Origin of the sequence: Tahibacter sp., assembly GCF_035481375.1 — a bacterium.
Lineage (GTDB): Bacteria > Pseudomonadota > Gammaproteobacteria > Xanthomonadales > Rhodanobacteraceae > Tahibacter.
Window position 1 is genome coordinate 1 of the sequence record NZ_DATIGT010000157.1, and the last position, 18,945, is coordinate 18,945.

Annotated in this window: 22 protein-coding genes and 1 tRNA gene; 8 read left to right on the forward strand and 15 right to left on the reverse strand. The window is 67.5% G+C overall.

The window, feature by feature from the left end; genetic code table 11:
* The coding region (locus VLF18_RS10455) for an aldehyde dehydrogenase family protein (protein WP_325279572.1) at nt 1-1,119 on the reverse strand (1,119 nt) is incomplete at its 3' end.
* Nucleotides 1,120-1,472: 353 nt separating this feature from the next.
* Between VLF18_RS10455 and VLF18_RS10460 the strand changes: the two genes are divergently transcribed.
* The 3 genes from VLF18_RS10460 to VLF18_RS10470 all read left to right on the forward strand — a co-directional run bounded on the left by VLF18_RS10460 (nt 1,473) and on the right by VLF18_RS10470 (nt 2,884).
* Nucleotides 1,473-1,549, forward strand: a tRNA-Arg gene (locus VLF18_RS10460).
* Between the two features lie 15 nt (nt 1,550-1,564).
* A complete protein-coding gene (locus tag VLF18_RS10465; protein ID WP_325279573.1) occupies nt 1,565-1,954 on the forward strand; it encodes a hypothetical protein in 390 nt (129 codons plus the stop codon).
* Nucleotides 1,955-2,452: 498 nt separating this feature from the next.
* The gene (locus VLF18_RS10470) at nt 2,453-2,884 is read left to right on the forward strand and encodes a response regulator (RefSeq protein WP_325279574.1); all 432 of its coding nucleotides are present in this window, start codon (nt 2,453-2,455) and stop codon (nt 2,882-2,884) included.
* A 57-nt stretch (nt 2,885-2,941) separates the two neighbouring features.
* Here VLF18_RS10470 and VLF18_RS10475 read toward each other — a convergent pair whose 3' ends face one another.
* From VLF18_RS10475 to VLF18_RS10530, 12 genes are all read right to left on the reverse strand, one after another.
* Nucleotides 2,942-3,406, reverse strand: coding sequence for a DUF2269 domain-containing protein (locus VLF18_RS10475; protein WP_325279575.1), 465 nt, complete (start codon nt 3,404-3,406; stop codon nt 2,942-2,944).
* Nucleotides 3,387-4,700 carry an SDR family oxidoreductase gene (locus VLF18_RS10480; RefSeq protein WP_325279576.1) on the reverse strand — a complete coding sequence of 438 codons (1,314 nt, stop codon included), beginning with the start codon at nt 4,698-4,700 and terminating at the stop codon, nt 3,387-3,389. The genes VLF18_RS10475 and VLF18_RS10480 overlap by 20 nt, the downstream gene beginning before the upstream one ends.
* Nucleotides 4,701-5,045: 345 nt before the next feature.
* Nucleotides 5,046-6,569 (reverse strand): FAD-dependent oxidoreductase, encoded by a 1,524-nt coding sequence (locus VLF18_RS10485; RefSeq protein ID WP_325279577.1) that lies wholly within the window; start codon nt 6,567-6,569, stop codon nt 5,046-5,048.
* A gap of 39 nt (nt 6,570-6,608) precedes the next feature.
* Complete coding sequence (locus tag VLF18_RS10490; RefSeq protein ID WP_325279578.1) at nt 6,609-6,947, reverse strand: hypothetical protein; 339 nt, start codon at nt 6,945-6,947, stop codon at nt 6,609-6,611.
* Between the two features lie 436 nt (nt 6,948-7,383).
* Nucleotides 7,384-7,917 (reverse strand): hemerythrin domain-containing protein, encoded by a 534-nt coding sequence (locus VLF18_RS10495; RefSeq protein ID WP_325279579.1) that lies wholly within the window; start codon nt 7,915-7,917, stop codon nt 7,384-7,386.
* Nucleotides 7,918-8,216: 299 nt separating this feature from the next.
* A complete protein-coding gene (locus VLF18_RS10500) occupies nt 8,217-8,456 on the reverse strand; it encodes a stress-induced protein (RefSeq protein ID WP_325279600.1) in 240 nt (79 codons plus the stop codon).
* Nucleotides 8,457-9,101: 645 nt separating this feature from the next.
* Nucleotides 9,102-9,476 (reverse strand): hypothetical protein, encoded by a 375-nt coding sequence (locus tag VLF18_RS10505; RefSeq protein WP_325279580.1) that lies wholly within the window; start codon nt 9,474-9,476, stop codon nt 9,102-9,104.
* A gap of 33 nt (nt 9,477-9,509) precedes the next feature.
* Entirely contained in the window at nt 9,510-9,836 is a 327-nt protein-coding gene (locus VLF18_RS10510; protein WP_325279581.1) for a hypothetical protein, read from the reverse strand.
* A gap of 189 nt (nt 9,837-10,025) precedes the next feature.
* A complete protein-coding gene (locus tag VLF18_RS10515) occupies nt 10,026-10,493 on the reverse strand; it encodes a DUF421 domain-containing protein (RefSeq protein WP_325279582.1) in 468 nt (155 codons plus the stop codon).
* Nucleotides 10,494-10,500: 7 nt separating this feature from the next.
* Complete coding sequence (locus VLF18_RS10520; RefSeq protein WP_325279583.1) at nt 10,501-11,100, reverse strand: cysteine hydrolase; 600 nt, start codon at nt 11,098-11,100, stop codon at nt 10,501-10,503.
* Between the two features lie 28 nt (nt 11,101-11,128).
* Nucleotides 11,129-11,743 (reverse strand): hypothetical protein, encoded by a 615-nt coding sequence (locus VLF18_RS10525; RefSeq protein ID WP_325279584.1) that lies wholly within the window; start codon nt 11,741-11,743, stop codon nt 11,129-11,131.
* 381 nt (nt 11,744-12,124) lie between these two features.
* A complete protein-coding gene (locus VLF18_RS10530) occupies nt 12,125-12,451 on the reverse strand; it encodes an EF-hand domain-containing protein (RefSeq protein WP_325279585.1) in 327 nt (108 codons plus the stop codon).
* A 670-nt stretch (nt 12,452-13,121) separates the two neighbouring features.
* Between VLF18_RS10530 and VLF18_RS10535 the strand changes: the two genes are divergently transcribed.
* The 4 genes from VLF18_RS10535 to VLF18_RS10550 all read left to right on the forward strand — a co-directional run bounded on the left by VLF18_RS10535 (nt 13,122) and on the right by VLF18_RS10550 (nt 16,709).
* Nucleotides 13,122-13,493 (forward strand): nuclear transport factor 2 family protein, encoded by a 372-nt coding sequence (locus VLF18_RS10535; protein WP_325279586.1) that lies wholly within the window; start codon nt 13,122-13,124, stop codon nt 13,491-13,493.
* Between the two features lie 194 nt (nt 13,494-13,687).
* On the forward strand, nt 13,688-14,629 hold the full coding sequence (locus VLF18_RS10540) for a DUF6929 family protein (RefSeq protein ID WP_325279587.1): 942 nt from the start codon (nt 13,688-13,690) through the stop codon (nt 14,627-14,629).
* Between the two features lie 456 nt (nt 14,630-15,085).
* Nucleotides 15,086-16,297 carry a hypothetical protein gene (locus VLF18_RS10545; RefSeq protein ID WP_325279588.1) on the forward strand — a complete coding sequence of 404 codons (1,212 nt, stop codon included), beginning with the start codon at nt 15,086-15,088 and terminating at the stop codon, nt 16,295-16,297.
* 130 nt (nt 16,298-16,427) lie between these two features.
* A complete protein-coding gene (locus VLF18_RS10550) occupies nt 16,428-16,709 on the forward strand; it encodes a hypothetical protein (protein WP_325279589.1) in 282 nt (93 codons plus the stop codon).
* A 528-nt stretch (nt 16,710-17,237) separates the two neighbouring features.
* Here VLF18_RS10550 and VLF18_RS10555 read toward each other — a convergent pair.
* Complete coding sequence (locus VLF18_RS10555; RefSeq protein ID WP_325279590.1) at nt 17,238-17,768, reverse strand: DUF4199 domain-containing protein; 531 nt, start codon at nt 17,766-17,768, stop codon at nt 17,238-17,240.
* A gap of 87 nt (nt 17,769-17,855) precedes the next feature.
* Nucleotides 17,856-18,278 carry a response regulator transcription factor gene (locus VLF18_RS10560; RefSeq protein ID WP_325279591.1) on the reverse strand — a complete coding sequence of 141 codons (423 nt, stop codon included), beginning with the start codon at nt 18,276-18,278 and terminating at the stop codon, nt 17,856-17,858.
* A 266-nt stretch (nt 18,279-18,544) separates the two neighbouring features.
* Here VLF18_RS10560 and VLF18_RS10565 point away from each other — a divergent pair, with 266 nt between their 5' ends.
* A complete protein-coding gene (locus tag VLF18_RS10565; protein ID WP_325279592.1) occupies nt 18,545-18,691 on the forward strand; it encodes a hypothetical protein in 147 nt (48 codons plus the stop codon).
* The last annotated feature ends 254 nt before the right edge of the window (nt 18,692-18,945 follow it).

Genomic DNA, 18,945 nt, shown 5'->3' on the forward strand with positions numbered 1-18,945 from the left:
GGTCAGCGCCGCGCCGCCGGTCGCCACGGTGCCGCCGGCGGCCTTGGCCTTCTCGATCGCGCCGAGGTAGCGCTGCACCGACGCCTTGTCGGTCAGCGGGCCCATCAGCGTCGTCGGCAGCGTCGGATCGCCGATCTTGCCTTCGACCTGCTTGTAGGCGCCGACCAGCGTCGCGAGCACGCCGTCGTAGATCGATTCGTGCACGAACAGGCGGCGCGTCGTCGTGCAGCGCTGGCCGGCCGTGCCGACCGCGCCGAACACGATGCCCGGAATCGCGAGCTTCAGGTCGGCGGTTTCGTCGACGATGATCGCGTTGTTGCCGCCGAGTTCGAGCAGCGAACGGCCCATGCGCTGCGCGACGCGCTCGCCGACGAGGCGGCCGACCTGCGTCGAACCGGTGAAGCTCATCAGCGGAATGCGGTGGTCGTCGACGAACTTCTGCGCCAGATCCGTGCGCGCGTCGTTGAACAGGAAAAAGATGTCCGGGAAACCGCCGGCCTTCAGCGCGTCATTGCAGATCTGCATCGACGCGATCGCCGACAGCGGGGTCTTCGGCGACGGCTTCCAGATCGTGATGTTGCCGCAGATCGCCGAGAGGAACGCATTCCAGGCCCAGACCGCGACCGGGAAGTTGAACGCCGAGATCACGCCGACGATGCCGAGCGGATGCCACTGCTCGTACATGCGGTGGCCCGGACGCTCCGAATGCATGGTGTAGCCGTACAGCATGCGCGACTGGCCGACGGCGAAATCGGCGATGTCGATCATTTCCTGCACTTCGCCGTCGCCTTCGGGCTTGATCTTGCCCATCTCCAGCGCGACCAGCGAACCCAGCGCATCCTTGTGCTTGCGCAACGCTTCGCCGCAGAGACGGATGGCTTCGCCGCGCTTGGGCGCCGGCGTCGTGCGCCAGGTTTTGAATGCCGCCTGGGCGCGGCCCATGATGGTTTCGTAGTCCGCCTCCGAGCTCGCGTGAACGCGGGCGATGACTTCGTTGTTGCTCGGATTGATCGATTCCAGCACGCCGGCATCGCTGGTCGACGACCACTCGCCGTTGCCGAGGTAGGTGCCCGAATTCATCTCGGCCAGATTCAGGGCCTTGAGGATCTGCTGCGACATGGGAACTCCGAAAGCGGGGGAAGCGGGAGGCGCGCACCCGGGAAACCGCGTGGCGGCGCGGGCGGCACAAAGGGCGCGGATTATAGCAATCGGCTCCGGCGGGGCCGGGGCGGTCGGGCGTGGCTCTGCCGGGGGCGGGGGAAATGGCCCCGTTGGGGCCAACAACTGAGCGGCCAGGTAGGAACCGGAGGTGGCCGGTAATCGCGTCGCTCCGGGGCGGGCACTCTAAGTTCTTACTAACTATCCACTACTTTCCCTACCTCGGCTTCTCTCGCGTCCCGCCCGCGTGCGAAAATCCCGCCGCGCTGCGGCAACCGCCGCCGGGGCAGCGCATCACTTCCTCGCGACACCCCGGCCCCGTAGCTCAGCTGGATAGAGCGTCCCCCTCCTAAGGGGAAGGTCGTACGTTCGAATCGTATCGGGGCCGCCATTTTCAGTAATCCGATTGCATCAGACTCTGCGCGGCGATGACCTCGCAGTGCGGCAGACCGTTGTCGCGAGTGCGCCGGCACGCGTGTTCCTCGGCAAGCCAGCCAAGCGACAGACACGACAACCGCTCGACCATGACTTCGCCGCTCACGGCAACCTGGTCGTGGTGGTTCTCGCAGATCAGCCAGTCCAACGGCGCGACACGATGTCGTACTCGAACGGCGGCGCTTCACGGAGCACTGCGCAGATCGGCGCGATCGTCGATTCGTACAGTCGGAACTCCGCGCGACTTTTGGCCGCCGCCATGTTCGTCTGCCTCGAACCACAGCGGCTCGTCATCGGCGACCAAGGTCTTCAGCAATGCGACCGAATCGACGGGCTTCACGAAGGCCGACGGATCGCGTAACGACTCCGGGAAAGTGTTTGCTCCACGAGCGGAATGACACAAGCGCTATCACGGCGCATCGGTTCGATCATGCGCCGGTCGCGTGCGTTGTGCACCTGCGATTCGCGGACGATCGCCGCCTCGCCGACGACGTGCGGCGTCGTCGGACGTCGCGAGAATCTTGCGTAGTTTCTGCGCGACTGCCTCGCGTCCTTCCAGGCAGCGCGCGTCCGGAGTCGCGGCGCCGATAGGCGAATTCATGCCGTGCGGTCGACAGGCGTGAGAAGAACTTCAGAATTTGTGTAGGACTTGCATTGCGCATGGCGGGAAGAACGGCCTCGACGCGCGCACCCGGCTGTCCGTCGCGTATCGCGGACGTACCGCAATGGCGATCGCGAACCCGCACTGCCGGTGGTCGGCGACCGATGTCCACATGCGGCTCACGCGGCAGACGCGATGCTGGCCGGCCTGTCGCGGGCGGACACGGCCGCCGCGCGGCGTCACCGCGGAACACACGTCATGACCATGAGTACCAATACGTCGACCGATTCGCTCCCTCCTTCGCCGCCGGCCATCGTCGTCGTCGACGATCATCTGGCCTTCGCCGAAACGCTGGCCACGCTCGCGCGTCTGGCTGGATGCACGGCATCGATCGTCGAACCGCGCGGCGTGCTGGAAACCGCGGCCTGCATTGCGCAGGCGGCGCCCGACCTCGTGTTTCTCGACGTCTCGCTTGCGCACTTCGACGGCTGCGAAGTCGTGGCCGAGCTGCGTCGCCGCGGCTCGCGCGTGCGTTTCGTCGCGATCACCGGCGACTGGCGCCCGGAAACCGCCGAGCGCTGCCGCGACTGCGGCTTCGACGAGGTCTGGCACAAGCCCATCGATCCGGCGCGGCTCGAAAGCTATCTCGATGCATTCGGCGACGAAACGCGGCGCGCGGTGCGGCACTGAGTTTGCCGGTGTGACCGGCGTCGGCGACAGCGCGTCGCGCGGCTGCGGTTTCGCCGGTCAGGCCGCCTTCGTGACCATCAGGTAGAAGATTGCAAGAAAGCAGAACAGTCCGACGAACCCGAGTCCGACCCATTGATGGAAGCAGCGGACGAACTCGGCCGGCAGCGCCGTGCCGGCCGCGACCGCGTCGCGCGCGATGCGGCGCATGCGCAGCTGCAGAACGACGACCCAGAGCCAGCAGGCGGCCGCTGCCGCGAACAGGACCAGCGAAGCGGCGAGCCAGCGCGTGCTCCACGGCAGTCCGGCGCGATGGACGAGCCACGCGCCGCTGAGCGGCTGAAGCACCATCGTCGTCGCGGTGAACAGCGTGTCGGCGATCACCAGCGCGTGCGCGACGAAGGCCACGATCCGCGGGTCGCGCCCGCGCGCGGCGACGAAGAAATACCAGGCCGATCCGACGCCGGTGCCGAAGACGATCGTGGAAGAAACCACATGTATCCACTTAACGATGAGATAGTCCACGAGCCGGTTCCCTCCAGAGCAGAATGATCGTCAGTGCCGCGAGCGGCAGGTTCTTCGCGATCGGCGTGAACGGGTGCAGCCAGAACTCGGGCAGGGCGATCGTGATGATCAGCGTGAAAGCCGCCATGACGGCGAGCTGTGCCGCGTAGGCCAGGCGTCGCCACCGTCGCACGAACGTTGCCGCGCCGAGCGCGATGTCCAGCAACGAAGCGGTATGGAGCGCGGCCTCCGCGGCGGCGCCGTGCAGCCCGGTGCGCGCGAGCAGCGCAAGGCTTTCGCTGCGTGGGTACAGCAGCGAAAACACTCCGCTCGCGATCCAGAGCGCGGCCAGCGACAGACGTGCAGCAGGTTCGGCCCAGAACCACAGGGCGGCGTCGCGCGCCCATCGGACGTCGGCCATGCTCACGAAATCGGACGGATCGCGCGGTGCGCGGCCGAGCAGTCGGGTCAGCGGTTCCGCCGCGCCGCAGTTGCCGCGGTCGAGCATCGCGAGCGTGTCGCGGTCGACCGTATCGTCCGCGCCGACCAATGCGGCCGCGCGCAGCACAATCTCGTTCGACACGGCCACGCTGCGCGCGGGCGCGAAGCCGAGCTGGTGCCGCAGCAGCGCGACGTAGTCGCGCAGCGCGATGCAGCGCGGGCCGACCGCCGGTATGCGGCCGACCGTGCCGTTGCCGAGCAGACGAACGACGGCCGCACAGAGGTCGTCGATGTGCATGGGCTGGACGAGCTGAGTACCGCCGCCCGGCAGTGGCGCGAGCGGCAGCCCGGCGAGGCCGAGGAACAGCCCCGCACTGGCGCCGCCCGGCCCGAACACGAGCGACGGCAGCAGCACGGCCGCCTGCAGCGGCTGCGCGAGCAGCCAGTCGTCGAGATCGCGCTTGCTCCGGTGGAACGGCGTCGCTGCCGACGCGTCGGCACCCAGTGCGGAAATATGGATTATGCGGCGCGGACCGGTCGCGGCGCAGGCTTCATACAGCGCGCGCGGACCGCGATCGTGCACCGCGTCGAATCGATTGCCGTGTTGTTCGCGCACGATGCCGGCTGCGTTGACGACCGCATCGACGTTCCGCAGTTGCGCACGCCAGTCCGGGTGCTCGACCGCGGATGCGAAGTCGACCGCGACGATGTCGGACTGCGGCTGCCGCCGTCGCAGCGGTTCGGCCGCGCGCGTGCCGAGGACGACACGATGGCCCGCATTCTGCAGCGCCGTGACGAGCGCCGCGCCGATGAAGCCGGTCGCGCCGGCGACCAGCACGCGCAGACCGGTTGTGGAAGAGTCGTCGTGTGGCATCGCGGTACCGTTGTGGGGATCGTCGATCGGGTGTGTCCCGCCGGGCGATCCGGCAGTGTAGCGGCAGTGACTTCCACCGGCCGCCGCATGGCTGAGTCGCCGGCGTACGGGTGTACAAGCGTGCGTGACCAGTCCTACGCCGCGAGCTGTTGCGTATGCATGGTCGGGAACGGCAGCGTGTCACGGCGCCTTCGACAGGTGCCGTCATTCGCGTTCGCGATCGACTGCGCCAGTGCGTGATCGGAAGCCGTCGCGACAAGGTCGCCGTCTACGCGGCATTCGCGCTCGGATTCTCGGCCGGTGAACGCGCCGTCGGCCATGGACGCGAGGTCGCACATCGCCGGCCTAAACCGGCTGCGTGGACGGCTCCTGTTCCGCGGCGATCGCCTCGAGCCCGCGGTCGGCCGGCCCGTTGAGCACGCGGCCGTCGGCGGCGGCGAAGCGCGAGCCGTGGCAGGGGCAGTCCCAGCTGCGTTCGACGGCGTTCCAGCGAACCGCGCAACCCAGATGCGGGCAGCGCGCGGAGAACGCGTGCAGCGTTCCGGCGTCGTCGCGGTGAAACGCGAAACGATGCAGGCCGTGCCGCACGACGGCGCCCGCCCCGGGGGCGAGTCCGGCGACGGCGTCGATGTCGCCGGCGGCGAGCCAGTCGCGGTATTGCGCGGCGACGTTCGCGTTCTCTTCGAGCCAGGCGCCGTTGAGCCGCTTGCGCGCCGGATCGTAGACCGATTGCCACGGATGCGTTTCGCCGCGCACGAGTGCGGTCAGCAGCGGCGCGGCGAGCGTTGCATGCGTGAGTCCGTTGCCGGAATCGCCGGACACGACGTAGATGTGATCCTCGCCCGGATCCCGGCCGATGAACGCAAGTCCGTCGACCGGCTCGATGATCTGCCCCGACCAGGCGAACGCGGTCTCGCCGATCGCCGGGCACAGGCGCCGTGCCCAGGCCTGCAGCCGGGCGAACGGCTCGCGTTCGGTTTCCTGTCCGGTCTTGTGGTCGGTGCCGCCGACGATCAGCCAGTCCGCACCGTCGCCGGCCGGCTGCACGCGCGCGTAGTGATACGGCTCGCAGAGATCCCAGACCAGCGCATCGGGAACGCTGCCGGAAGGCACGCGCGCCGCGATGACGTATGAGCGGTAGGCGGCCTGTTTCGTGTGCAGCGTGAAGCGGCGATGGAACGGCACGTTGGACGCGACGACGACGGCGGCGGCGCCGATGCGGCTGCCGTCGGCCAGCGCGACGCCCGGCGATTTTCCGCCGTCGATGTCGCGCACGTCAGCGCGGACGAAGCGCGCGCCGAGCGCGCGGGCCGCGCCGACGATGCCCGCGAGATAGCGCAGCGGGTGAAAGCGCGCCTGCGCGTCGAACCGCAGTGCGGGCCCGGTCAGCGCGCCGAATCCGGCATCGGTGCGCGACGGCGCGAGGCCGGCGCGCGCGGCCGCTTCGAATTCGCGATCGAGCTCGCGGTGCTGATCCGCCTCCGTCGCGACGAGATAGCCCGGAATCCGCTGGAATTCGCAGGCGATTCCATAGCGCGCGCACCACTGCTCGATGCGATCGACCGCAGCGGCATGGCTCTCTGCGGCAATTCGCGCGCCGTCCTTGCCGTGCCAGCGTTCGAGCTGATGAAAGCGATCGTCCAGCGCGCTCGCGAGGTGTGCGCTCGTGCGTGATGTCTCGCCGGCGCCGATCGCATCGCGCTCGACCACGACGACGCGCCGGCCCGCTTCGGTCAGTGCGAGCGCGACCGACGCGCCGGCGATGCCGGCGCCGACCACGCAGACCTGCGCGTCGCGATCAGCCGGTACGATCGCGTCCAGCGGCGGCAGCGGCACGTTCATCCACAGCGATTGCGTTTCGGCATTCATGGCGTCGGGCTCCCGTCCTGCGTCTCGCGCGCCGCGCGCTCAGCGGCGATCGGCGGATGTCCTGCCGCCGCGATACCGGCTCCATTCGATGCGCGAAACGCGTCCGTCGCGGTCCGCGTCGACCTGCGCGAGCGTCGCGCCGCGGAGTTGCGCCTGCGCGAATTCCGTCGCGTCGAGCTGGCCGTCCGAATTGCGGTCGAGTCCGCCGAAATCCGCGGCGGGCGGCGACGTCAGGCTCGATTCGCGCTGCGGTTCGAGCGGACGCGTGGCGGGATTGTGCTCCGACGGCGGCAGCGGCTTTTTTTCCTGCGCGGTGGCGGTGCCAAGCGTTGCCGCGACGGCGAAGGCGATCGACAGCGCGCGGATCGGCATGTTCATGCGGCTCTCCCTGTCGGCGGGTTTCCTGTCGGGCTGCAGGATGCGTGCCGTTGCGCCGGTGAGTCCTGCGGCGCGTGCGCGCGGCGGGACGGAACGCGCGGCGGGTAGAAATTGTCCGCGAATGGAAAAACCTTCAGCGCCCCGGAGGCTGCGGGAACCTGCGGAGCGCGCGCCGGCCCTTGCCGGGGCGCCCGGTCTGCTCGGGCTCGCCACGCCAGTGGCAACGTCGGCGCGGGAAGTAAAAATGGCTTTATTGAAATAAGGTCAAGGCGTCACGCGCCGCTTCCTGGCGAGCCTCTGGCCAGGGCCGGCCGCCGGGTGTGATGCTCGCGTCGTCCCGGCGATGCCTCTCGTTGCGAAGTGCAGTTCGCGGCAAAAGTACGGCCGGCCGCATCCGGGCGGAGTGTCGACCCGTGGCCGGCCGTCGTGGCAAGCGTCAATGCATCGCGCCGCGCGCCGAGACGTCGACGATGCGGATCGTCGAACCGCGCGCGATTCCGGACGGATCGCCGGCCTGTTCCGTCAGCTGTTCCTTGAGCGCAAGCGCCTGATCCGCCATGGCTTCGAGGTCGAGATCGAGCTTTTCCACGCGCGGGAACAGTTCGCGTTCCTCTTCCTTGACGTGATGCTGCACGTATTCCTTGAGCACCTTCACGTAGGCGCGGATCATCGGGCGCGCGGCATCGTTGCCGTTCATGCCGGTGATCAATCCGCGCAGCGTGCCGTGTTCGACGGTCGCTTCGCAGGTCAGCTCCTCGCCGTCCTCGTCGAGCAGCTTCAGCACGACGGGATAGAACAGCGTCTCTTCGATTTCGGCGTGTATGGTCAGCGCCTGGCCGATCCGGCTCGCGAGCGCGGCCTGCTGTTTCGGGTTGCCTTCCGCTTCGTCGAATTCGGCGAACAGTCGCTCGACTTCGCGATGGTCGGCTTTCAGAAGATCGATGATGGTCGCGGGTTTTCGGGATGCCATGGTCGTTCCTTGCTGGCTCTGGCGCGTGCGCCGGTGGCTGGCCGATGAGATGCCGCGGCGCGACCGGGTCGGGTCGCGACGCCGCGCCGCGGCATCTCCCTGCGGGCCTGGGTCCGTCTGGACCAGGCCCGGTCTTTCGGTGTTGTCACGCAGCACTTACGGGATCGCGAATGGAAGATCGGAACGAAAACGAGTGGAGGGCAGCGAGAAAGGTGTGAAGCAGAGCGGCAGCGTTGCCGTTACACTCATTTCTCACTCTCTCGCCTCACTCGCTCCTCGCCTCGTCTGTCCGGTTCGACTCACCGGTTGCCGTCGCGGCTGCCGCCGCGATTGCTGGTCCCGGTGTAGCCGTTGTTGCCGTCGCTGCCGCGCCGGTTGTCATCGTCGTTGTCGGAGCGGCCGCCGCTCGTCGCGCGTGACTGGTTGCCCTTGCTGCCGGCCTCGCGCGCTTCGTTCGAGTCGAATTCGTGCGCATTGCCGCTCTGATGTGCCGCGCGGCCGCCCTTGCTCGCCTGTGCGCGCTGCTCGTCATCGTCCATGCCGGCGAAGCCCTGTCCGCCGGACTTCTGGCCCGGGTTCGCGCCTGCCTGCTTCCGGTTCTGGTCGCGATCGTCCTGGCCCTGATTCTGGCGCTGGCCCGATTGATTCTGGTTGCCCTGGTTCTGCGTATTAGCCATGAAACGTTCTCCATCGATGAGTGGTGCGCACTGCGCGCCACGTCATCAGGCATGCGCCGTGCCAATCGCAATGAAACGGGATTTCGCGAAATTCGAAACGTCGTTCTATTGAAATTTGCACTTCGCGGAGCGGAGGGGATCGCAATACGCATGGCAGACGCTGCGGTTTTACGGAGCAGGGCGTGTGGAAGATCGCGGTATTCGATTTCTTTTTTCCGTTCTTCGCCGATGGCAGAGCGCTGCGACAGCGCGTCGTAGTCATCGAGCGACGCGCCGTCCGTTCCGGCGAATCCGCTGCGTTGCTGCGCAGCGATCCGTCCGCACATTCCTGTACAGGCGGTCCGCGGAAACAACGGCACCGAGATGCAGGATGTACGAAACCGGTTCCTTCGCCGTCGTCACCGGCGGCTCGTCCGGTATCGGCCCCGAGCCCGCCCGGCTCGCTGCGCGCGACGGACACGGCCACCTCGGCGACTGCACTGTCGCTATGTCGCTCGCCGGCGCGGATCACGGGCTCGGCGGCGCATTCCCCGAGCCTTTCAGGCGAGCTGCCGAACGAGAACGTTGCAGCGCGCGGACGCTGCGCCATTCGCAGCTGTACCACCGCGCGGTGAGCCAGTCGAGAACCTGCGCCCGTGTCCACGTGCCGCCGGACAAATGCGCGAGTATGAGTTCGCCGACGGCAAAGGCGATCGACGGCTCCGGCTTGTCGCGCGCGAAATGGTTCAGAAGGCCCAGCACGTCGTCGCCGCTGCAGCTGTTGAACGGCGCGACTCCGGCTTCCCCATCGATGCCGACGCCGCGGTCTTCATCAGAACGCCAGGAATAGCAGCCTGCCCCATCGAGCATCAGTTCGTCTCGGATAAATTCGCGGTTCGGCATGGAGGCCCCGGCGGCGACGCAACGACAAGCGGGTTAATAGTTCATCAGGGGAACATGCGGCGACACGGCCACCGGCGCCACGTGCAGGGCCGCGTCGGCGGATGGGGCGTCCCGACTGCGACTGCGAAGCTGTTCCAGTGTTTCCCGGAGACGGCGATCGGCGGCCGAATCCGGAGGGTCTATCCCTTTGGCGCGGCGAACGCCGCGAACCAATTCGACAAACGCTTCGTCCACCCGGATGTTCACGCCGACCTCGCCGGCTTCCGCGACGCGCGGAAACATCGATGCGGCCAGTGCCACCAGAGTACCGATCGCGATGTTGTTATGGCGGCGGTCGGCGAGACCCGAAAGGGTTTGCATCGGTGCCTCCCCTGGTGGACCAGCTCGGGAACATCGGCGCTGCATTGGCGATTAATCGCCTTTGCAGCAGACTATGCGCGGCCGGTCGGTTCGCATTGACGCAGGTCAACTGTTCGCGACAGGGCCGCGCGACGGAAACGTCCGCCGCCGGGTTCGCCAGATGCTGCGGCGCAGCAGCGTCGTTGCACGTCAGGTCTTTTTCGCGATCACGCTGATCGTGCCGTTGGTCTCGAGAAATGCGCGACGCACCTCGCTGCGCTCGCTGAGTCCTTCGGCGCGTATCGCTTCGTCGAGGTCGGATTCCGGAATGTTGTTTCGGCGCAGCGCGTCGGTCAGCACGTGCCCATCGCGAACGAGCACGACCGCTTCGCCTTCGACGATGCGATCGGCCAGCTTGCTGCGCGTCGTCGCGAAAGCGACCGCGTAGTTCAGTGCGATCAGCGTCGCCGCCACGATCAGCGCACCGACCACGGATTCGTCGCCGCCGGTCAGTGCGCCCTGCGTCGACTCGCCGATCAGGATCACGACCACGAGATCGAACGGCGTGAACTCGCCGACCGTGCGTTTTCCGGAAAGACGCACGAGCACCATGATCGCGAAATACACGATGGCCGCGCGCGCCGCGAATTCCCAGAGGTTCGTGTCGGTCGAGAACACGATCGCCTCACTCCGCGCTGCGCAGCGATGTCCAGCGCACCGATGACGCGCGTACGACGCCGACGCCGAGGTCCTTCAGCAGGTCCATCGCGTGTCGATGCAGCGCGGCGGTCCGCGACGCCGATGCGTCGTGCACGACGACGGGACGATAGTCGCGCATGTGCGCGTCGACCGCCGTCGTCATGACGCACTGGTTGCCCGACACGCCGCAGAGCACGATGGTCGAGACGCCCAGATGCTGCAGCAGCAGATCGAGCGGCGTCGCGAGGAACGCGGAGTGTTTGGGCTTGAGTACGCGATAGTCGGTCTCGTGCGGCGCGACCGCCGAGGCGATGCGACCGGCTGTGCCGCCGGCCGCCATCGCGGCGGCGAACACGGCGTCGAAGTCCGAACGCCATTGCCCGAAATTGTCGTTCGCGAAAATCACCGGCACGCCGGCGCGGCGCGCGCCGGCCAGCAACCGCGAGGCCTGGGGCAGGGCGCGCAGCACGTGCGGTACGAGTTGCGCACGCTCGGGCAGATCCCAGTCGCTGATGAAGTCGACCAGCAGCAGGGCCACCGCGCAGTTGCCGTCGGCCGGATGCTTCAGCGGACCGGAAGCGGGCACGGGCGAAGAGCCGTCTTCACGATGGCGGTCAATGACGCTTGAGCATGTCGTCGCGCGCCTGTTCGGCGCGGGAAGCACCGATCGCGGTTTCGACCTGCTTGACCTCTTCGGGCGGCGGCAGCACGGCCGGCAGACCGAGCGACTGGATCCATAGTTCGCGGCACCAGCCCTTAGTGTGATAGAGGTGATGGTCCTCGTCCTTCTCGACGGCCTCGTGCGCCTGCTTGAGGATCTTCGTCGCCGGTCCGGACGCCTTCTCGGCGATGTGGCCGATCAGTTCCCAATTCTGATGGTCTTTGGTTTCCGCGAGGACCACGCATTCGGCCGCAACCAGCTCGGCCGCTTCGGGATTGCCCGCGGCCTTGGCTTTTTCCATGGCTTCCACGAGCGATTTCCCGATGTGCCCGACGACCTCGCGGCCCGGCGTGCGGATCTGCGGATCGAGGCCGAGCTCCGCAAACACGTTGCGCAGGACCTTTTCGTGCGTGCGCGTTTCTTCGAGATACTCCTCCCACTCCTTGCGCAGGTCCTCATTGAGGGCGCAGCCGATCGCCGTCGTGTAGACGGCGATGCCGCCCTGTTCGGTTTCGAGGGCCTGGTAGAGCAGTTCCTCGACCTGCAGCTGGTCGTATTTCTTCGCCATGGCGTTCGCTCCGTTTCATGGAAAGCCAGGCAGCGCGGAGCAAAAGGCAGGCCATCCGGCGAACGCAGCGCGCAGTCCGCGGGAAACCGCGCGAATATCGTGCATTCCCGGCGCCGGCCGGACATGCATGCGCGGTATTTCGCACGTCGTCACGGTCGAGCACGTCGAAATGCACGGTATGAGCAGCGAAGGCGTTATGGAGCTTTCGCGTGCGGGAGGGAAGCGTCGCCATCGGCCGGCACGAAGGCGGAATCGTCCTGCGCCGCCGGCGATGGCTCGGAAAACCGGAAGCCGCGTGCGTAAACGGAACACCGGGGATGCGAACGCACGAAGGAGTGGCGCGCGTCCGCGTTCCCCGATGCCGCCGTATCGTCGCGACGATTACTTGCGCTGCATGTCGTCGCTGTTCTTCTTCTGCGTCGACCATTCGTCGCGCGAAATCGTGCCGTCCTTGTTCGTGTCGACCTGCGACAGGGTCATGCCCTGCAGCTTCTTCGCGTCGAATTCCATCTGCGTGACCGAGCCGTCCTTGTTGGTGTCGATCGTGTCGAATGCGGGCTGGCTCGCTGCCGGCAGCGGCGTCGTCGCCGGATTGTTCGCAGGACGCGCGCCGGGATTGCTGTCGGACGGCGGAACCTTGTCGGCCTGGGCGATCGCGGTGCCGAATGCAAAAACAACGAGCGCCGTAGCGCAGAGAATGCGTTTCATGATGATTACCTCGCTGGCTTCAATGATCGAATCGGCGAATGCGCCCAGTCCCGGTCGCGCCGTGTACGGCGGCGACGCCGCTGCCGATGACTGCCGGGCTGGTGCGTGGACATGCGCCATGAGTGCTCCGACTTTTCCGGGGATGCGCAGTGCGCAGTCCGCACCGGCGCACGGACCGTGCCAGCGCGCGCTCCGCGCCAGGATCGGCGATTTGGCGACATCGTCGCGGTGTTATGCAGTGCGGGCTTGTGTACAACGTGCAGGATGAAACAGCGGGCGCGGCCGTCCCGCGCGTGCGCGACACCGGACTCTGCCGGCTGTGCGCTCGAGTTCCGCGCAGGCGCCGGGCTCGGGCAACAGCGAGCCGATGCCTTGCTCCGAACCCAATGCTTCGGCATCGACGATATGGCGCACGGCGAGCCGAGGCACGGATCGCCCGTGCACAGGTTATCGCCGCCATCGGGACTACCCGCCGATAGCAGCGCTCGACACGATGCAGCGGTCGTGAGCGGACGCTCGCGTCCCTTCGCGCTGAAGCGCAGGGGGCGTCCGCGGCGTTCGGTGGACGTGCCTGATGCGAAAATCGCGCATACAAGCTCCCCTGCGCTGCTGCCACCACGGTGTCAGCAACCCGGACGTAAGCTGGGTCCTTCATCACGGAGGAAACACCATGAGTACGACGCAAATCGCCGCCCGCCTGGTCGAGCTGTGCCGGCAGGGCAAGTACGAGCAGGCTCAGGATGAACTGTATGCCGACGACGCGGTCAGCATCGAAATGCCCGGGTTGCCGCCCGAAGCGCTGGGCGACGTGAGCGGACTGGAAGCGATCCGCGAGAAGGGCCGTCGCTGGGGAGACAACATCGCCGAGATCCACGGCGGCAGCGTCAGCGATCCGGTCGTCGCCGGCGACTGGTTCAGCGTGTCGATGAGCATCGATGCGACCTACAAGGACCGCGGCCGCGTGCCGATGCAGGAGATCTGCGTCTATCAGGTGCGCGACGGCAAGATCGTGCGTGAGCAGTTCTTCTATTCGCTGGGATGAAGGCGCGCGCCGCTGCGGTTCGCGCCGCCGTCGGAAAGCCCCGTCTTGCGGGGCTTTTTTCCACTGAAGAAAGCCGCCGCGCGTCCCGGCATCACAGGCCGGCCGCGCCGGCAAGATCGCGAGGCGATCCGCGCACGTGCTGCGTGGATGGCCGGTCGGTCCGACCCGCCGACGCGCCGGGGTAGACTCGCCGGATGATCGATCTCCACGAACTGCGCCGGCTGACATTCTCCTCGTCGCACGCCGACGTGCCCGATCACCTCAGTGCCGCCAGCGGCATCGTCGTCGCCGGCGAGTTCCTGTACGTGATCGCCGACGACGATTTGCACCTCGGTGTCTTCGACGCCGCCGGACAACGCGACGGCTTCAAGGTGCACCTCTTTCCCGGCGATCTTCCGGACGATCCGGCAGCGCGAAAGGCGCAGAAGCCCGATCTGGAAGCGCTGGTCCGGCTGCCGCCTTTCGCGGGTTACCCGAGCGGCGCGTTGCTCGCGTTCGCGTCGGGCTCCCGATCGAACCGGCAGACCGGCGCTCTGCTGCGCCTCGATGATTCCGGGGCGCTCCGCGGTTCGCCGCGCGCCGTCGATCTGTCGGCGTTGTACGCGCCGTTGCAGCGCCGCTTTCCGGGATTGAACATCGAAGGTGCCGCGGTATGCGATCAGCGGATCGTGCTGCTGCAGCGCGCCAGTCGCGGCCATCCCGAGAACGCGCTGATCCGGCTGCCGCTGGCGGATGTGCTGCAGGCGCTGGGTGCGGCGGACGAGCTGCAATTGCCCGAGCTGCCCGTCGAGTTGTCGACGATCGAGCTGGGTCAAATCGGCGACGTGCCGCTGGGTTTCACCGATGCGGCGGCGCTGCCTGACGGGCGACTGGTTTTCAGTGCCGTCTGCGAGAGTGTCGACGGCACGTATCACGACGGTCCCTGCGTCGGCGCGGCGGTTGGAATACTCGGAACGGACGGGCAGGTGCAACGTCTGGATTTCGTGCGGCCCGTGCGGAAAATCGAGGGAATCGATGCGCGTCTCGACGGCGGCTTCGTCCGGCTGCTGCTGGTCAGCGATGCGGACGACCGCAGCAGGCCGGGCGGCTTGTTCAGTGCTGCGCTGCCGTGGGCATCTGAGAAAAAGCCGCCGTGAATTCCGGCCTCACCGAGCGATTTGACGATCGAGGGGCGTCGCGTGCTACGCGTGCAGGGTCTGAGCAACTGGCCGTTGTTGACTGTCGAGCGTGGTGAATCCGCCATCGCCCTGCGTCGGCGGCCGCGTAGGGCGCAGTAAGCGCAGCGCGTAGCGCCAAGTTCCCTGCGGCGTGCGGCGCGATGCCCTTCGGTTATTGCGCCCTGCGCTTTGCGGGGCTCATTCGATCCGGCGGTTTCTTGTGCTCCCGCGCCGGAGTGCGGTGTCATACGGGTCTGGTCCCAGGAGTGCGCCATGGACGACGATACGACGCGTGCGGCCGGCGGCGGCACATCATGCGAGCCTCAACCCGCGCACCGGAAATGGCCGGCGAACGTCGCACGACGGCTGGACAGTCGCCGCGTATTGCGTGGCGGCGTTCGCGCCGCGCTCGTTTCGCTGGCAACACTGCTTTGCATGAATGCGGTTCCGCCTTCGACGGCCGCGGCGCAGGGCAAGCCAGTCGCGTCGCTGGATGCCGTCTCGCGCGATGTCGCATCGCGGGCCTGCACGGCGATGAAATCCCGTGTCGACGCGGTACCCGGCAGCGCACCGGTGCTTCTGCGCAGTTACGACGCCGCAGATCGCGCGGCAACGATCGACCTGCCGGCGCTGCGCACGGCGGCATTCACCTACGACAACGCGCTGGCGGTGATCGCATTGCTCGCCTGTGGGCATCGAGCGGAAGCGACGCGCATCGGCGCCGCGCTGGAGCGCGCTGCGATGCGCGACACGCGTCTGCGCAACACCTATCGTGCGGGTGCGGTGGCCGACGCGGTGTTGCCCAACGGCTGGTGGGACGCGGCGCAGAACCGCTGGCTCGAAGACGCCTACCAGTCGGGCACGGCCACCGGCAACGTCGCCTGGGCGGCGCTCGCGCTGCTGGCGCTGCACGACGCGACCGGCGAAACGCGCTGGCGGGACGCGGCCGCCAGGCTCGCACGATGGGTGATCGACACGACGCGCGACGCGGCGCCGGCCGGCGGCTTCAGCGGCGGCATCGACGGCTTCGACGCGGCACCGGTCAGGCTCGGCTGGAAGTCGAGCGAACATGCCATCGACCTGATCGCCGTATTCGGACGGCTTGCCGATTCCAAGGTCGAGGGCGGCTGGCGCGGACACGCCGCGCATGCGCGGCGTTTTCTCGACAGCCAGTGGGACGACGGCAGCGGCCATTTCCTGATCGGCACGTTGCCTGACGGACGAACGCCGAATCGCGCGACGTCGGCGCTCGACGTGCAGTGGTGGTCGCAGTTGCTGCCCGCCGTGCCGGACACGTGGCGTCGCGCGATCCGTTATGCCGAGCGCGTACACGCGGTCGGCGCGGGATTCGATTTCAACGAAGACCGCGACGGCATCTGGCTCGAGGGCACGGCCCAGGCGGCGCTCGCGTATCGCGTCGTCGGCGAGGGGGAGAACGCGCGACGCTGTCTCGCCGAAATCGCCGCCCAGTTCAGCGCCGGCGGCTATGTCTTCGCGACGCGCGAGCCGCGCATGACGACCGGACTCGCACTCGGTCCCGCAAGCACGTCGGCGGATGCCTATTACTACCGCCGGCCGCATCTCGGCGCGACCGCGTGGGCGGCGCTGGCCGCGCTGGGTCGGAATCCGTTTCGCGTGCAGCGGTGAAATGCAGTTGTGCCGGCGACGCCCCACCCCTCGCGCAGTCGAACACATGACCTTCACGGCAGGCGCGGATTTCACAGGTTGCCTGCTTGCGCGCCGCTACGCTGGACGCCGTGCCAACGAGGAGGTCGCCATGTCCGCCGACAACAAGACGCCGCTGGACCATGTCAACGCGGCACTGAGCCAGCTCAAGGAAATGCGGCACTACTCCAAGAACTACGTGGAGCAGCTGACCGAGCAGTGGCTGCTGTTCGACGGCCAGCTGGCGAAGCTCAAGCATGCCGACAAGATCGAAGCGCTGATGACGCGCCAGGCCGAGCTGCATGACGCGCTCGGGGCCGAGATTGCCGAACTCGAGGAGCTCGCGGTCACGCTGCAGCCGCCGCCGGACAGCGCGAGTGACGCGATGCACTGAAGTCGATCGTGCCGAAGCTCGACGGTCGCACTTCGTTGCGGTCCGGTCCAGGACGATCGTCGGCTGTCCTGCGGCGCCCTCGGGGAGCCGCGAAACGGACGGCGAATGGATGTGTCGAGATCGGGCCGTATGACGGTTGCGGCGGCAGCTCGCCGGGGGACCCGAAACATCGTGAGTGCCGTTGTCGTCCTCGGCATCGGCTCGGCGTGGCGATGGTCGCTTAACGGCTGTAGAAGAGCCGGTTCGCCACGGATTTCGCGCCGGTCGGCAACGATTTGATCGAAATCCCGATCCTCACATCGACCGCCGGCGCGTTCGGATGTCTGATGCTGGCCGCGGTGACGCGCGGACGGCGCTGGCTTTTCGTGCTTGGGGTTGCCGTGATCGCGATTGCGTCGCTGTATGCGTTTCATGCGACGCGGACGGCGTGCACGATGAAGAAAACGGATAAGTGCATTCCGTGGGGGACGACGGTCGCGCATCGCCGGCGCGTATCTCGCCGGCGACTCCGCGCGGTCGAGCGACCGCCTACCGTGCCGGAAGAAACGCGCGAATGCGCAGCAGCCCCGCCGACACCAGCGACACGAGCAGCCCGACCGGAAAGATTTCGAGGAAGGTCATCGGCAGCCGGAACAGCGGGTTGGCGTAGAGCACCTTGAACGAGTCCATGTCGGCTTTGAGTTTCGCGAGGGCTTCGGTGCTCGCGCCTTTGGCCTTTTCCTGCTCGATCAGGAAGTCGGAATAGCTGGTCGCGAAGTCGACCCGTGTGACGGCGACGGCGAGTTCCCACGACAGCATGTAGAACAGGCTGGCGACGAAGCTGATGCCCAGACCCAGGCCGAAGGCGGGCCAGAAGCGGATGACGCCGCCGAGGGTCTGGTCGCGGTGGCGCTTGATGGCCACGAAGATGGCGCTCAGCGCGATCAGCATGGTCAGGTAACCGAAGACCTCGCCGTATTCCAGCATCCCCTTGTCGGCCAGCGTGATCGCGATGGCGGAAAGGCTGCCGCCGGCAATGAGGCCGGCGAGGGCGCCGTAGGACAGGATCTTGCGCAGCATGGGCAGCACTCCGTGGGTGGTCGAGGGCTCCATTGATCCGCGCCGGCGCGGCGCGGGCAATCGCCCGAACGGGTGATTCGGGCGAAATCACTCCAAAAATCCGAGTTCCCGTGCCTTGAGGATCGCGTCGGTGCGCCGTTTCGCGCCGAGTTTTTCATAGAGCCGCGCGACGTGCGTCTTCACGGTGTTCGGCGACACCGACAGGCGCTGGGCGATTTCCTTGTTCGAGTGCCCGGCGGCGAGTTCGCGCAGGACTTCGAATTCGCGTTCGCTGATGCCGAGTGCGGCCTGGGCCTTGGGGTTGCCGTCGAACGGCGGCGGCGCGGGGCGCGCGAACACGCGGACGCCGAGCACGATGCCGAGTGCGAGGAACGCGGTCGCGACGACGACGAGCACGACGTCGCCGGAGTGCAGCCGGGCAAGGCGCTGGTAGTCGAGCCACTGCAGCGCGGTCGCCCCGGCGGCCAGCAAGGCGCCGTAGCCGAGGATGGGTTTCCAGAGCGGGGTCATCGCGCGAGCGTGCCACGAAGCTTCGCGCCGGAGCCAGCCTCGACACGAGGGCGGAGACCCCCGCGACCTGCGCCGGGGATCGGCTGCCGCGTTCGAATCGGCAGGGTCCGCGGTGAGAGCCCCGGGGCCGAGCGGCAACTGGAGATGGACACCTCGACTTGCGCAGGCCCCGATGATCGTCCGGCACGAACGCTTCGTTTCTCAACGCGACGCGCCGTGGCGCGTGTCGGCAACGGAAAACGCTGAAAAGCGGGCGCCGAAACCCGATGATCTGCCGCAACTATCCGACGCGCGAGCGCGCTGGAATCCGCGCGGCTGTCGGCGTGCCGATGGCCGCCGGCGGCGCCGAGGTGCGGGTGCTGCTGAAGCTGTTGCGAGGCGACCCTGTTGAACAAGCAGGCGCGGCGCGATGACGCCCGCACGGTCTGCCGGTGTCTCGCCGAGGTGCACGAGACGAAATTGACGGCCGAGGAGCGCGCGGACCATGACAAGCCGGCGCGTGCGCGCAAGCCGCGGCCGAGCGGATGCAGCGGCCGTACATGCAGCCAATCGCTACCGACATGGCGCGCTGCCTGTCCGGATCGTGAAGTCTCTTGCGCGAACGGGCTTGTGACGGCATGCGGGCGTCTTCGACGGATCGACGGCGCGGTGCTCGGAAACGTGCCAG